Annotated in this window: 12 protein-coding genes; 10 read left to right on the top strand and 2 right to left on the bottom strand. The window is 71.1% G+C overall.

Going from position 1 to position 14197, the window contains the following annotated elements; all coding sequences use genetic code 11:
• Positions 1-35: 35 nt before the first annotated feature.
• Positions 36-2126, top strand: coding sequence for an excinuclease ABC subunit UvrB (gene uvrB, locus MUN78_RS06680; RefSeq protein ID WP_244729542.1), 2091 nt, complete (start codon positions 36-38; stop codon positions 2124-2126).
• A gap of 159 nt (positions 2127-2285) precedes the next feature.
• On the opposite strand, the gene MUN78_RS06675 is transcribed toward uvrB, so the two are convergent.
• Entirely contained in the window at positions 2286-2981 is a 696-nt protein-coding gene (locus MUN78_RS06675; protein WP_244693738.1) for a hypothetical protein, read from the bottom strand.
• Positions 2978-3541: a hypothetical protein gene (locus tag MUN78_RS06670; RefSeq protein ID WP_244729540.1), complete on the bottom strand. Its 564-nt coding sequence runs from the start codon at positions 3539-3541 to the stop codon at positions 2978-2980. The genes MUN78_RS06675 and MUN78_RS06670 overlap by 4 nt, the downstream gene beginning before the upstream one ends.
• A 150-nt stretch (positions 3542-3691) precedes the next feature.
• On the opposite strand from MUN78_RS06670, the gene uvrA reads away from it, so the two are divergent.
• The 9 genes from uvrA (at position 3692) to MUN78_RS06625 (ending at position 14169) form a co-directional block, all read left to right on the top strand.
• Positions 3692-6670 carry an excinuclease ABC subunit UvrA gene (gene uvrA / locus MUN78_RS06665; protein WP_244729539.1) on the top strand — a complete coding sequence of 993 codons (2979 nt, stop codon included), beginning with the start codon at positions 3692-3694 and terminating at the stop codon, positions 6668-6670.
• Complete coding sequence (uvrC, locus tag MUN78_RS06660; protein WP_244729537.1) at positions 6670-8601, top strand: excinuclease ABC subunit UvrC; 1932 nt, start codon at positions 6670-6672, stop codon at positions 8599-8601. The genes uvrA and uvrC overlap by 1 nt, the downstream gene beginning before the upstream one ends.
• A complete protein-coding gene (rapZ, locus tag MUN78_RS06655) occupies positions 8598-9476 on the top strand; it encodes an RNase adapter RapZ (protein WP_244729535.1) in 879 nt (292 codons plus the stop codon). Before uvrC ends, rapZ begins: the two co-directional genes overlap by 4 nt.
• A gap of 63 nt (positions 9477-9539) precedes the next feature.
• Complete coding sequence (gene whiA / locus MUN78_RS06650) at positions 9540-10520, top strand: DNA-binding protein WhiA (RefSeq protein ID WP_244729533.1); 981 nt, start codon at positions 9540-9542, stop codon at positions 10518-10520.
• A gap of 115 nt (positions 10521-10635) precedes the next feature.
• A complete protein-coding gene (locus MUN78_RS06645) occupies positions 10636-11253 on the top strand; it encodes a superoxide dismutase (RefSeq protein ID WP_244693732.1) in 618 nt (205 codons plus the stop codon).
• Positions 11254-11381: 128 nt separating this feature from the next.
• The gene (locus MUN78_RS06640) at positions 11382-12584 is read left to right on the top strand and encodes a phosphoglycerate kinase (RefSeq protein ID WP_244729531.1); all 1203 of its coding nucleotides are present in this window, start codon (positions 11382-11384) and stop codon (positions 12582-12584) included.
• A complete protein-coding gene (gene tpiA / locus MUN78_RS06635) occupies positions 12581-13423 on the top strand; it encodes a triose-phosphate isomerase (RefSeq protein WP_429952306.1) in 843 nt (280 codons plus the stop codon). Before MUN78_RS06640 ends, tpiA begins: the two co-directional genes overlap by 4 nt.
• Positions 13424-13516: 93 nt before the next feature.
• Positions 13517-13765 carry a preprotein translocase subunit SecG gene (gene secG / locus MUN78_RS06630; protein ID WP_244693730.1) on the top strand — a complete coding sequence of 83 codons (249 nt, stop codon included), beginning with the start codon at positions 13517-13519 and terminating at the stop codon, positions 13763-13765.
• A gap of 86 nt (positions 13766-13851) precedes the next feature.
• The gene (locus MUN78_RS06625; protein ID WP_244693729.1) at positions 13852-14169 is read left to right on the top strand and encodes an RNA polymerase-binding protein RbpA; all 318 of its coding nucleotides are present in this window, start codon (positions 13852-13854) and stop codon (positions 14167-14169) included.
• Positions 14170-14197 lie beyond the last annotated feature (28 nt).

Below are 14197 nucleotides of genomic sequence, written 5' to 3'. Positions count from 1 at the left end.
GGCGAATGTCGGAGGCTCCGAGTACCCTCGGAGACATGGAACCCACACGCTCCGTCCGCCCCTTCGAGGTGGTCTCCGACTACGAACCCTCCGGCGACCAGCCGAAGGCGATCGAGGAACTCGCGACCCGCATCAACGCCGGCGAGACGGATGTCGTCCTGCTCGGCGCGACCGGCACCGGCAAGTCCGCGACGACCGCGTGGCTCATCGAGGCGGTGCAGCGGCCGACGCTCATCCTCGCGCACAACAAGACCCTCGCAGCGCAGCTCGCGAGCGAGTTCAGGCAGCTGCTGCCGCACAATTCGGTCGAGTACTTCGTCAGCTACTACGACTACTACCAGCCGGAGGCGTACGTCCCGCAGACCGACACCTTCATCGAGAAGGACTCCTCGGTCAACGCCGAGGTCGAGCGGCTGCGCCACTCGACGACGAACGCGCTGCTCAGCCGCCGCGACACGGTGGTCGTCTCGACCGTCTCCTGCATCTACGGCCTCGGCAAGCCCGAGGAGTACTACGAGGCGATGGTGCCGCTCGTCGTGGGCGATCAGCTCGACCGGGACGTGCTGCTGCGCCGCTTCGTCGACATGCAGTACCAGCGCAACGACATCGAGTTCGTGCGCGGCAACTTCCGCGTGCGCGGCGACACGGTCGAGATCATCCCGATGTACGAGGAGCTCGCCATCCGGATCGAGTTCTTCGGGGACGAGATCGAGGCGCTGTACTACCTGCACCCCGTGAGCGGCGAGGTCATCAAGCAGGTCGAGACCGTGTCGGTCTTCCCCGGCTCGCACTACGTCGCGAGCCGGACGGTGATGAACCGCGCCATGGGCACGATCGCCGCGGAGCTCGACGCGCGCATCGACGAGCTCAAGCGGCAGAACAAGCTCGTCGAGGAGCAGCGCCTGCGCATGCGCACGACCTTCGATCTCGAGATGATGGAGCAGATCGGATTCTGCTCCGGCATCGAGAACTACTCCAGGCACATCGACGGCCGGCAGCCCGGCGAGGCGCCGCACTGCCTCCTCGACTACTTCCCGGACGACTTCCTCGTCGTCATCGACGAGTCGCACGTCACCGTGCCGCAGATCGGCGCCATGTACGAGGGCGACGCCTCGCGCAAGCGCACGCTCGTGGACCACGGCTTCCGCCTGCCGAGCGCCCTCGACAACCGCCCGTTGAAGTTCGGGGAGTTCAAGGAGCGCGTCGGGCAGACCGTGTACCTCTCGGCGACCCCCGGCGCCTACGAGCTCGAGCGCGCCGACGGCATCGTCGAGCAGATCATCCGCCCGACGGGCCTCGTCGATCCCGAGATCGTCGTGAAGCCGAGCGAGGGGCAGATCGACGACCTGCTCGAGGAGGTGCGCCTGCGCGCCGAGCGCGACGAGCGCGTGCTCGTGACGACGCTGACGAAGAAGATGGCCGAGCAGCTGACGACGTTCATGGAGGAGGCCGGCATCCGCGTGCGGTACCTGCACTCCGATGTGGACACCCTCCGCCGCGTCGAGCTCCTCACCGAGCTGCGAGCCGGCGTCTACGACGTGCTCGTCGGCATCAACCTGCTCCGCGAGGGCCTCGATCTGCCCGAGGTGTCCCTCGTCGCCATCCTCGACGCCGACAAGGAGGGCTTCCTCCGCTCCAGCACCTCGCTCATCCAGACGATCGGCCGCGCGGCGCGCAACGTCTCTGGCGAGGTGCACATGTACGCGGACACGGTCACCCGCTCGATGCGCGAGGCGATCGACGAGACGAACCGGCGCCGCGAGATCCAGGTCGCCTACAACGCGGAGCACGGCATCGACCCGCAGCCGCTGCGGAAGAAGATCGGCGACATCACCGAGATGCTCGCCCGCGAGGCCGCCGACACGGAGGATGTGCTCTCCCGCACCGGGGCGCACGCCCAGCGCAAGGGCGGCTCGCCGCAGCGCGCCAAGGGCAAGGCGGCGGCGCGCGCCGGCGCGATCGCGGAGGAGGGCTCGGCGAAGCTCGAGGAGCTGATCGCGGACCTCACGGAGCAGATGCTCGCCGCCGCCGAGGAGCTCAAGTTCGAGCTCGCGGCGCGGCTGCGCGACGAGGTCTCCGAGCTCAAGCGGGAGCTGCGCAGCATGGAGGCCGCCGGCCACCTCTGAGCCGAGCGGGCGGGCGCGAGCAGCCGAGCGCCTGAACCTGCGAGCGCGCGAGCATCCGCATTCCTGCGCGCACGTGTTCGATGCCGTGCCCATGCCGTGAGAGCGCCTCACGCCCCGTCCCGCCACCCGGCGAAGCCGGCGCCTCCGGGCCGCGACCGCCTACAGCAGCTCGTAGCCGTAGCGATGCGCGATCTCGTCGAGCACATCCCCGAGTTCCGGCGAATCGAGCCGGATCAGCACCTCCGCCAACCGGGGGAGGGCGTCCCGCGCGGGCTCCCACAGGGCGACGATCCGAGCACTCGGGATGACGGAGGACGCCGAGAGCACGCCGTCGAGATCCGGGTAGCGTCCGGCGATCGCGCGCGCCCACGCGCGCGCCGCCCGACGACTGCCCGAGGAGATCGCGGCGTTGCCCCCCGCCACGGAGATCCAGTCGCTGTCGCTGAGATCGAGGAGCCGCAACGGCCGGTCGAGCCGGAAGCCGGCGAGCGTCGGCACCCCCTCGGAGACGCGGATGATGCGGTACTCCTGGAACACCTCGACCACGGCCGCCGCGAACGCGCCGCTCAGCACCTCGACGGATCCGGCGGCGCCCGGATCGACGGCGACCGCGTCACCGAGCACGCCGTAGAGGACCCCGTTCCCGGGGTGCGGCCCGAGCGGCTCGGGGTGCGGGTCGAAACGTCCGTCGAGCGGCCCGACCTCGCGGAACTCGTGCCACTGCATCGGGTACGGTCCGGCGGCCCGGAAGATGCGCGCGAGGAGCGCGCCCGCGGGCACCGTGCGCACCCAGGACGGGTCGTCGCCGAGCTCGGGGAAGCGCTCCGGCGCCGGCGGCGGGAGGGTCTCGCTCACGGCACGCGATGCAGCGCGGCGTCGACGACGGCGGCGACCGCCTCGGGATCCCCGCCGTGCTCGAGCCACTCGAACGGCGAGAGCTCCTCATCGTCGATCACGAGGTGCGGGCTCGGGCGGGTGAGGATGCGCTCGACCAGCAGCAGGGGAGTGCCCGGCGGGAACGCCCGCGCCACGCTCGCCCATCCCGGGAACTCGCGCCGCTCGGGGAACTGCAGCGCCGGGAAGACCCACCCGGCCCGCGTGCGGCGGGCGATGAGCGACCCCTCGGCGGCCCGCTGCCGGACCCGGGCCGCGGACACCCCGAGGATCTCGGCCACCTCCACCGCGCCGAGCGCGTCCCGCTCGAGCGCGCGCTCGGCGAGCGCCGAGCCGAGCCGAGCCGAGATGCGCGGCGGACCGTCGAGCGCCGAGGCGGGGACTCCGAGCGCGGCGAGCCCCTCGGCCTCCGCCCGAGTGAAGGCCCGCGCCCCGGCGCGTCGCCGCTCGACCACCGACGTGAGCGCCTCGGCGACCGCGTCGAGCTCGTCGTCGGCGATCCGGTCGACCAGGGCGAGCACCCGTTCGCGCGCTCCGCGGCCGCCCTCCGGGGCTCCGCGCCCGCTCGCAGCTCCGAGACCTGTGCGATGGACATCGCCACCCCTTTCGTTCGCTTGCATCAATAATACGCGCAAATCGTCGCGATGCCCAGCCCGGGCGATCTCGTAGATATGTTCGAATTCCCGACCGGCGCACCGTACAATGGGACGGTGACTTCGCAGAGCCCCTCACCGATCCGGTCCTCCTCGGCGCACGCCCAGATCAGCGTCCAGGGCGCCCGCGTCCACAATCTCCACGACGTCGACCTCGCGATCCCGCGCGACGCGATGGTCGTGTTCACCGGCCTGTCCGGAAGCGGCAAGTCGAGCCTCGCCTTCGACACCATCTTCGCGGAGGGACAGCGGCGCTACGTCGAATCCCTGAGCGCCTACGCCCGCCAGTTCCTCGGCCAGGTCGACCGGCCCGACGTCGACTTCATCGAGGGACTGAGCCCCGCGGTCTCCATCGACCAGAAGTCGACGAACCGCAATCCGCGCTCCACCGTCGGCACGATCACCGAGATCTACGACTACATGCGACTGCTCTGGGCCCGCGTCGGCATCCCGCACTGCGCCGTGTGCGGCGAGCGGATCGCGGCGCAGACGGTGCAGCAGATCGCCGACCAGCTGATGGAGCTGCCCGAGCGCACCCGCTACCAGGTGCTCGCCCCCGTGGTCAGCAAGAAGAAGGGGGAGTTCGTCGATCTCTTCCAGGAGCTCGCGGCGAGCGGCTACTCGCGCGCGCTCGTCGACGGCGAGCTCGTCCAGCTCTCGGATCCGCCCAAGCTCAAGAAGCAGGTGAAGCACGACATCTCCGTCGTCGTGGACCGCCTCGTCGCGGGCCCCGACATCCTCGGCAGGCTCACCGACTCCCTGGAGACCGCGCTCCGCCTCGCGAACGGCCTCGCGGCCATCGACTTCGTCGACCGCGAGCCGGGCGCCGAGGACCGCACGCAGCTGTTCTCCGAGCACCTCTCCTGCCCGAACCAGCACCCCGTGCAGCTCACCGAGATCGAGCCGCGCACCTTCTCCTTCAACGCGCCCTTCGGCGCCTGCCCGGTCTGCTCCGGCCTCGGCACGAGCATGTCCGTCGACGAGGACCTCGTGCTCGGCGACCCCGAGCTCTCGATCGCGGAGGGGGTCATCGTCCCCTGGACCAGCCAGGGCAAGAGCCTCTACCAGTACTACGAGAAGCTGCTCGTCGGCCTCTCCGCGGATCTCGACTTCTCGCTGCAGACGCCGTGGGAGCAGCTCGACGAGGCCGTCACGCAGGCCGTGCTCTACGGGAACGACTTCAAGGTCAGCGTGCGCTGGAAGAACCGCTTCGGGCGCGAGGTCAAGTACACCTCCGGTTTCGAGGGCGTCATCCCCTTCATCGAGCGCCAGTACGCCGAAGCGGAATCCGACGCGAAGCGCGATCGCTGGTCCGAGTTCCTCCGCGAGGTGCCCTGCCACGCCTGCAAGGGGCAGCGGCTCAAGCCCGAGGTGCTCGCGGTCACGGTCGACGGCCAGTCGATCGCCGGGGTGGGGGAGTTCAGCCTCACCGACGCCAAGCGCTTCTTCGACGACGTCGTGCTCACCGAGCGCGAGGCCAGGATCGCCGCGCAGGTGCTGCGCGAGATCCGCCTGCGCTTCGACTTCCTCATCGAGGTGGGGCTCGGCTATCTCACCCTCGCGCGCGCCGCGGGCACGCTCTCGGGCGGCGAGGCGCAGCGCATCCGGCTCGCCACGCAGATCGGCTCGGGCCTCACCGGCGTCCTCTACGTCCTCGACGAGCCGAGCATCGGCCTCCATCAGCGCGACAACCGGCGGCTCATCGAGACCCTCATCAAGCTGCGGGATCTCGGCAACACCCTCATCGTCGTCGAGCACGACGAGGAGACCATCGAGGCGGCCGACTGGATCGTCGACATCGGCCCGGGCGCCGGCGTCGAGGGCGGCACCGTGGTGCACTCGGGGGAGTACCGCGAACTGCTGGCCAACCGCGACTCGATCACGGGCGACTACCTCGCGGGCCGGCGCTCCATCGAGACGCCGAAGCGCCGGCGACGGCGCGAACGGGGGCGCGAGCTGCGGGTCATGGGCGCGCGCTCGAACAACCTGCGGAACGTCGACGCGACCTTCCCCCTCGGGATCATGACGGCCGTCACCGGCGTCTCGGGTTCGGGCAAGTCGACGCTCGTGAACGACATCCTCTACCGCGTCCTCGCCAATCAGCTCAACGGCGCGCGTCTCGTGCCCGGCAAGCACACGCGCGTCACCGGGCTCGAGCACCTGGACAAGGTCGTGCACGTCGACCAGGCCCCCATCGGGCGCACCCCGCGGTCGAACCCCGCGACCTACACGGGCGTCTTCGACAAGATCCGCACCCTCTTCGCCGAGACGCCCGAGGCGAAGACCCGCGGCTACCTGCCCGGGCGCTTCAGCTTCAACGTCAAGGGCGGGCGCTGCGAGGCGTGCTCGGGCGACGGCACCCTGAAGATCGAGATGAACTTCCTCCCCGACGTCTACGTCGCCTGCGAGGTCTGCGGCGGCTCGCGCTACAACCGCGAGACCCTGCAGGTGCGCTACAAGGGCAAGAACATCTCCGAGGTCCTCGAGATGCCCATCTCCGAGGCCGAGGAGTTCTTCGCCCCCATCTCCTCCATCCACCGCTACATGAAGACCCTCGTCGACGTCGGGCTCGGCTACGTCAGGCTCGGGCAGAGCGCGACGACGCTCTCCGGCGGCGAGGCGCAGCGCGTCAAGCTCGCCACGGAGCTGCAGAAGCGCTCCAACGGGCGCAGCATCTACGTGCTCGACGAGCCGACGACCGGCCTCCACTTCGAGGACGTCCGCAAGCTCCTGCTCGTGCTGAACGGCCTCGTCGACAAGGGCAACACGGTCATCACGATCGAGCACAACCTCGACGTGATCCGCAGCGCCGACTGGGTGATCGATCTCGGCCCCGAGGGCGGCTCCGGCGGCGGCACCATCATCGCCGAGGGCACGCCCGAGCAGCTCGCGCGCGTGGAGGAGAGCCACACCGGGCGATTCCTCGCCGAGGTGCTCGAGGGCCGCGAGGCGAAGTCGGCGCGGGCGGTGCGGGCCCGGGAGCGGGCCACGGCCTGATGCAGGAGATCGACCGGCGCTCCGAGTTCCGCCCCGCCCAGGGCGAGATCCCGACGAGCCCCGGAGTCTACCGCTTCAGCGACCGGCACGGTCGCGTGCTGTACATCGGCAAGGCGAAGAACCTGCGCGCGCGGCTCGCGAACTACTTCCAGCCGCTGCACTCGCTCATGCCGCGCACGCGGCGCATGCTCGCCCTCGCCGCGAAACTCGACTGGACCGTCGTGGCGACCGACACCGAGTCGCTCGTGCTCGAGCACACCTGGATCACGGAGTTCAAACCGCCGTTCAACGTCCAGTTCAAGGACGACAAGACCTACCCCTACCTCGCCGTCACGCTGCGCGACGAGGCCCCGCGCCTCATCATCACCCGCAACGAGCGGATCCGGGGCGCGCGCTACTTCGGCCCGTACCCGAAGGTGTGGGCGCTCCGCGAAACCACGGCGCTGCTGCAGCGCGCCTTCCCGATCCGCACCTGCAACGAGGCGGACTACCAGCGCGCCATGCGCAGCGGAAAACCGTGCCTCGCCGGGCAGATCGGACGGTGCCACGGCCCGTGCTCGCGCCTCATCACGGTCGAGGAGCATCGCGCCAGGGTCCAGGAGCTCGTCGCCTTCCTCGGCGGCGGCGACACCGGGCACCTCAGGAGCCTGCAGCGTGCGATGCGCGACGCCGCCGCCGAGCAGCGCTACGAGGACGCGGCGCGCCTGCGGGATCAGGTGCAGGCCGTCGAGCACGTCATGGAGAAGAACGCCGTGGTGCTCGGCCTCGACGTGAACCTCGACGTCTTCGGTCTGCGCGCCGACGAGCTGGCCGCGGCCGCGCACCAGTTCATCATCCGCGGCGGCAGGATCCGCGGCGAGCGGAGCTGGATCGTCGACGTCGAGCTCGACGATTCGCCCGGCACGCTGCTCGAGCAGGTCGTCCAGTCCGCCTACGAGGGGGAGCGCGAACCGCCGCCGGAGATCCTGGTGCCGCTGCTGCCCGAGAACGCCGGGGCGCTCGAGGAGGCGCTGAGCGCGCGCCGGCCGCGCCGCGGCCGCGTCCGCGTCCGCGTGCCCGAACGGGGCGAGAAGGTGCAGCTCATGGATCGCGCCGTCCTCAACGCGGGCGAGCACCTCGTCCGCCACAAGCTCAAGCGCGCCGCCGACCTCACGGCCCGCACCGACGCCCTCGCGGAGCTGCAGCAGGCCCTCGGCATGGCGGAGGCCCCGTTGCGCATCGAGTGCATCGACGTCTCGCATCTGCAGGGCACCGGGGTCGTCGCCTCCCTCGTCGTCTTCGAGGACGGTCTGCCGGCGAAGGGCGCGTACCGCAAGTACCGCATCGAGGAGACGAGCGACGACACCGATTCGATCCACCAGGTCGTCTCGCGCCGCGCGGCGCAGCTCAACGCGGCGCGGGAGGCCGGGGAGCCGCCCTCCGGCGTCTACCGCGACCGCCCGCAGCTGCTCGTGGTCGACGGCGGCGAGCCCCAGGTGCGCGCGGCGGCGCGGGCCCTCGCGGAGGCGGGCATCGACGACGTCGCGCTCTGCGGGATCGCGAAGCGCCTCGAGGAGATCTGGCTGCCGGACGATCCGTACCCGGTGATCCTGCCGCGCACGAGCGAGGCGCTCTTCCTCGTGCAGCGCATCAGGGACGAGGCGCACCGCTTCGCCATCACCTTCCAGCGGCAGCGCCGCAGCACCGCCATCGCGAGCCGCCTCTCCGAGATCCCCGGCCTCGGCCCGAAGCGGGTCCAGGCGCTGCTCAAGCACTTCGGCTCGGTGGCCCGGCTGCGCGCGGCGTCCCACGCCGAGCTGTCCGCGGCACCGGGACTCGGGCCGAAGCTCGCCGAGCAGGTCATGGACCACCTCGGGGACTCGGCGCCCGCCGCTGCGGCTAAACTTGGGGCAGCGCAGCACGCGTCGACGAGTGAGGAGGATCCGGCATGAACGAGGCCGCAGCGGGGCAGGAGATCCTCATCGTCACCGGCATGTCCGGTGCGGGGCGGAGCACCGTCGCCAACACCCTCGAGGATCTCGGCTGGTACGTCGTCGACAACCTCCCGTTGACGATGCTGAAGACCCTCGCGGACATGGCAGACCGCTCCGGCGGCGCGCTGCCGCGCATCGTCGCGGTCGTCGACGTGCGGGGTCGGGATCTCTTCGCCGACATCCAGGACACCGTCGAGGAGCTGCGGGCTGGGGCCACCGTGCGCGTCGTGTTCCTCGACGCCACCGACGAGATCCTCGTGCGCCGCTACGAGTCCGTGCGCCGCCCGCACCCGCTGCAGGGGGAGGCGGGGAGCCTGCTCGAGGGGATCCGCCTCGAGCGCGAGCGCCTGCAGGAGCTGCGCGCCTCGAGCGACGTCGTCATCGACACCTCGCGCTACAACGTGCACGATCTCTCGACGGCGACCCGCGACCTCTTCTCCGACGACAACACGCCCGGCCTGCAGTTGTCCGTGCTGAGCTTCGGCTTCAAGTACGGCGCCCCCACCGATGTCGATCTCATGGTCGACATGCGGTTCCTCCCGAACCCCTTCTGGATCCCGGAGCTCCGCCCGCTGACGGGGGTCGATCCCGAGGTGAAGGAGTACGTGCTCAGCCGCGACGGGGCGGCCGAGTTCCTCGATCACTACGTCGCGGCGCTCGCTCCGGTGCTCGCCGGATTCCAGCGGGAGAACAAGCGCCACGCGTCGCTCGCGGTAGGATGCACCGGCGGCAAACATCGCTCGGTGGCCTCGGCCCGAGAGCTGGCCGACCGACTCGCCGGACTGCCGGGCGTCAGCGTGAGCCTGCGCCACCGCGACCTCGGTCGCGAGTAGTCCGCCCCAGCGCACCGTCGCCCGCCGCCATTCGCCATCCCCACTTCCGAAAGGAGCCCATTCGTGCTGTCAACCCCCGAGGTGAAGAGCGAGCTCGTCCGGTTCCCGGTGCAGCGCACCGGAGAGCGGATCGCCGAGGTCGCGACGATCCTCCGACTCGCGGGAGGCCTGCACACCATCTCGGGGCGGATCGCCCTCGAGGCCGAGCTCCACACCCCGCAGATCGTGCAGCGGGTCCGCAAGGACCTCGCGGAGCTCTACGGCGTGCGGTCCGACGCGAAGCAGCTCCCGCCCTCGAGCACGCGGCCCGGCGCGCCGCAGTTCCTCGTCCGCGTGATCGACGGAGAGACCCTCGCCCGGCAGCTCGGCCTCCTCGACCAGCGGCGGCGTCAGATCCGCGGCCTGCCGAACCGTCTCACGACGGGGGCGCAGGCGGAGCTCGCCGCGATCTGGCGCGGCGCGTTCCTCGCGCGCGGCGGCCTCACCGCCCCGGGTCGCTCCGCGGGCCTCGAGCTCGGCTGCCCGACGAGCGAGGTCGCCATGGCGCTCGTCGGCGCCGCGGGCCGACTCGGGATCGATGCCAAGAGCCGTGAGATCCGCGGACAGAACAAGGTGCTCATCCGCGACGGCGAGGCCATCAGCGACATGCTCGGAACGATGGGGGCGACCCAGGCGAAGCAGGCCTGGGACGAGCTGCGCCGCGCCCGCGAGACGCGTGCGACCGCGAACCGCCTCGTGAATTTCGACGACGCGAACCTCCGCCGTTCGGCGCAGGCCTCCGTCGCCGCATGCGCCCGGGTGGAGCGCGCGCTCGAGATCCTCGGCGACGGCGTCCCCGAGCACCTCAGGTACGCGGGTCAGCTGCGCCTCGCGCACCGCGAGGCGAGCCTCGACGACCTCGGCGCGCGCGCCGATCCGCCGCTCACGAAGGACGCGATCGCCGGTCGGATCCGGCGCCTGCTCGCGATGGCCGACAAGGAGGCCGAGTCCCGGGGCATCCCCGGCACCGAGGCCAGCCTGCCCGAGGAGCTCGACGCCCTCTGAGACCGCGGGCCGCGGATCCGCTCTCGGCTGAATTCCGACGTCATTCCCCGCCTCGGGGCGCACCGGAGTCATAGACTGAGAACGACAACTGCCGGAACACAGAATGGAGCGCCCGATGGCCGCATACTCCCTCCCTGAACTTCCCTACGATTACGCAGCTCTCGAGCCGCACATCAGCGGCAAGATCATGCAGTTGCACCACGACAAGCACCACCAGGCGTACGTGACGGGGGCGAACACGGCGCTCGAGCAGCTCGCGGAAGCGCGCGACTCCGGCAATCTCGCGGCGGTCAACAAGCTGGAGAAGGATCTCGCGTTCAACCTCGGCGGCCACGTGAACCACACGATCTTCTGGAACAACCTCTCGCCCGAGGGCGGCGGACGCCCGGAGGGCGAGCTCGCCGCGGCGATCGACGAGTTCTTCGGCGACTTCGAGAAGTTCCAGGCGCACTTCACCGCGACCGCGCTCGGCGTCCAGGGCTCCGGCTGGGCCGTCCTCGCATGGGACGCGCTCGGGCAGCGCCCGAACATCGTGCAGCTCTTCGACCAGCAGGGCAACCTGCCCGCAGGCACGATCCCGCTCCTCCAGCTCGACGTGTGGGAGCACGCCTACTACCTCGACTACCTGAACGTCCGCGCCGACTACGTGAAGGCGTTCTGGAACATCGCGAACTGGCAGGACGTCGCGAAGCGCTTCGAGGCCGCCCGCAGCCAGACCCCGGGCCTCATCTAGGACCCGACGCGCACGGGGGCCGGACCGCACGGTCCGACCCCCGTTTCGCTGCCCGCCGCGGCGCATCGCGCCGGGCCCGCCCCGTCCCATCCGCCGCCCCGCCCGGCCAGAAGGAGTACCCCACCCACATGCGCACCATCGAATCCCTGGGCTCGCTCCGGTCACGCACCGTGATCGTCCGCTGCGACCTCAACGTCCCCCTCTCCGACGGCGCGATCGGCGACGACGGCCGCATCCGCGCCTCCCTCACCACGATCCGGGAACTGCGCGAGGCCGGGGCTCGTCTCGTCCTCGTCAGCCACCTCGGTCGTCCGAAGGGGGCCCCGGAGGCGCGCTTCTCGCTCCGTCCCGTCGCCGAGCGCATGGCGGAGCTGCTCGGCGCCCCCGTCGGCTTCGTCGGCGAGACCGTGGGCCCCGAGGCCGAGTCGGCCGTGGCCGCCCTCGCGGACGGCGACGTGCTCCTGCTCGAGAACCTGCGCTTCAACCCGGGCGAGACGAGCGCGGACCCTGCGGAGCGCCGCGCCTTCGCCGGGCGGCTCGCGGCGCTCGGCGACGCCTTCGTCTCCGACGGCTTCGGCGTGGTGCACCGCTCGCAGGCGAGCGTCACCGAGCTCGCGCAGCTGCTCCCGAGCGCGGCCGGCCGCCTCGTCGCGGCCGAGCTCGCGGTGCTCCGCCGGCTCACCGACGAGCCCGAGCGCCCCTACACGGTCGTGCTGGGCGGTTCGAAGGTGTCCGACAAGCTCGGTGTCATCTCCCACCTGCTCGAGCGCGTCGACACGATCCTCGTGGGCGGGGGCATGCTCTTCACCTTCCTCGCGGCGCAGGGCCACGACGTCGCCGCGAGTCTGCTCGAGGAGGATCAGCTCGACACCGTTCGCGGCTACCTCGCGGAGGCCGAACGGCGCGGCGTCCGCATCGTGCTGCCGAGCGACGTCGTCGTCGCTGCGGCCTTCGCCCCCGACGCCGCCCACGAGGTCGTCGCCGCAGACGCGATCGCCTCCTCGAGCTTCGGCGCGACGGGCATCGGGCTCGACATTGGCCCCGACTCCGCCGCCGAGTTCGCACGACGCATCGCCGACTCGGCGACCGTGTTCTGGAACGGCCCGATGGGGGTGTTCGAGATGGAGGCCTTCGCGCACGGCACCCGCGCGGTCGCGCAGGCCCTCGCGGACACCTCGGCGTTCACCGTGGTCGGCGGCGGCGACTCCGCCGCCGCCGTGCGCGCGCTCGGCTTCGCCGACGAGCGCTTCGGACACATTTCAACGGGCGGCGGCGCGAGCCTCGAGTTCCTCGAGGGGAAGCCGCTGCCGGGACTGGAGGTACTCGCATGACCGATCAGCTCGCCGAGGAGCGGCTCCCGGAGCCGCGCCAGCCGCTGCCGCAGACCGAGCGCACCCCGCTCATCGCCGGCAACTGGAAGATGCACCTCGACCATCTCCAGGCCATCGCCCTCGTGCAGAAGCTGTCCTGGGGGCTCAAGGACGCTCGGCACGACTACGCCGACGCCGAGGTCGCCGTGTTCCCGCCGTTCACCGACCTGCGCTCGGTGCAGACCCTGCTCGCCGCGGACAAGCTCAGCCTCGTCCTGGGCGCGCAGGACGTGTCCCCGCACGAGTCCGGCGCGTACACGGGAGACGTCTCCGCCGCGATGCTCGCGAAGCTCGACGTGCGCTATGTGCTCACCGGGCACTCGGAGCGGCGCGGCGGGCACGGCGAAGACGACGAGACCGTGGCCGCCAAGTCCCTCGCCGCGCATCGCGCCGGCATGGTGCCGATGATCTGCGTGGGGGAGACCGCCGAGGATCTCGAGGCCCACGGCGCCGCGGCGATCCCGCTCGCGCAGCTCGCCGCGGCGATCGCACCGCTGCCGGCCGACGCGGAGTTCGTCGTGGCGTACGAGCCGGTCTGGGCGATCGGCAGCGGCCAGGCCGCCACCGCGGAGCAGGCGGAGGAGGTCGCACGAGCGCTGCGCGAGTCCCTGCGGGATCTTCGCGGGGACGAGGTCGCGGCCGCCACGCGCATCCTCTACGGCGGATCCGTCGCGAGCCAGAACGTGGCCGGATTCCTGCGGCAGCCGAACGTCGACGGCGCGCTCGTCGGCGGGGCGAGCCTGCGGGCCGACGAGTTCTCCCGAATCGTGCAGTTCAGGAAGCACGTCACCGCCGCGTGAGGCGACCGGCCCGCGGCCTGCGGGGTCCCGCAGGGCGCTCCCGCTATACTGGACCGTGGCTTCCCACGCCCTCGAACCCGGAAAGGTGACCGCGTGCTCATCCTCAAGATCGCACTGATCGTGATCCTCGTACTCACGAGCCTGCTGCTCACCCTGTTCATCCTGCTGCACAAGGGCCGCGGCGGCGGCCTCTCCGACATGTTCGGCGGCGGCGTGACCTCGAGCCTGGGGTCGTCGGGCGTGGCCGAGCGCAACCTGAACCGCATCACCGTCGTCGTGTCGCTGGTGTGGTTCGCGTCGATCGTGGGACTCGGGCTCATCGCCCGGTTCTCGGTGGTCTGAACCGCCCCGATCGTCGCACCCGAGCAAGAGAGGACACCGTGGCAGGCAGCAACGCCATCCGTGGTGCGCGCGTCGGATCCGGCCCCATGGGGGAGAAGGATCACGGCGCCCGTGCCGACCGAATTCAGATTTCGTACTGGGACGCACTGGGCAACGAGACCGTGCGGTACTTCGCGGCCGACGTGCCCGAGGAGGAGATCCCCGAGCAGATCGACTGCCCGACGTCCGGCCTCCCCGCGGGCCGGGACCGGCAGAACCCGCCGATGCTCCCGAAGAACGAGCCGTACAAGACGCACCTCGCCTATGTGAAGGAGCGCCGCACCGAGGAGGAGGCGGCCGAGCTGCTCGAGGCCGCGCTCGAGAAGCTCCGCGCCCGACGCGGCACGGCGCGCAAGTCCGCCTGAGCGGGAACTCGCGCACGACGAAGGCCTC

This window comes from Leucobacter allii (genome assembly GCF_022919155.1).
Taxonomy (GTDB): Bacteria; Actinomycetota; Actinomycetes; order Actinomycetales; family Microbacteriaceae; genus Leucobacter; species Leucobacter allii.
This window is presented reverse-complemented; position numbering and strand designations above follow the sequence as displayed.

What these genes read in the sequence shown, in the direction of transcription:
- uvrB (WP_244729542.1), top strand. Translation starts at nt 36, where the DNA reads ATGGAACCCACACGCTCCGTCCGCCCCTTCGAGGTGGTCTCCGACTAC.
- uvrA (WP_244729539.1), top strand. Translation starts at nt 3,692, where the DNA reads ATGTTCGAATTCCCGACCGGCGCACCGTACAATGGGACGGTGACTTCG.
- uvrC (WP_244729537.1), top strand. Translation starts at nt 6,670, where the DNA reads ATGCAGGAGATCGACCGGCGCTCCGAGTTCCGCCCCGCCCAGGGCGAG.
- rapZ (WP_244729535.1), top strand. Translation starts at nt 8,598, where the DNA reads ATGAACGAGGCCGCAGCGGGGCAGGAGATCCTCATCGTCACCGGCATG.
- MUN78_RS06645 (WP_244693732.1), top strand. Translation starts at nt 10,636, where the DNA reads ATGGCCGCATACTCCCTCCCTGAACTTCCCTACGATTACGCAGCTCTC.
- MUN78_RS06640 (WP_244729531.1), top strand. Translation starts at nt 11,382, where the DNA reads ATGCGCACCATCGAATCCCTGGGCTCGCTCCGGTCACGCACCGTGATC.
- tpiA (WP_429952306.1), top strand. Translation starts at nt 12,581, where the DNA reads ATGACCGATCAGCTCGCCGAGGAGCGGCTCCCGGAGCCGCGCCAGCCG.
- MUN78_RS06625 (WP_244693729.1), top strand. Translation starts at nt 13,852, where the DNA reads ATGGGGGAGAAGGATCACGGCGCCCGTGCCGACCGAATTCAGATTTCG.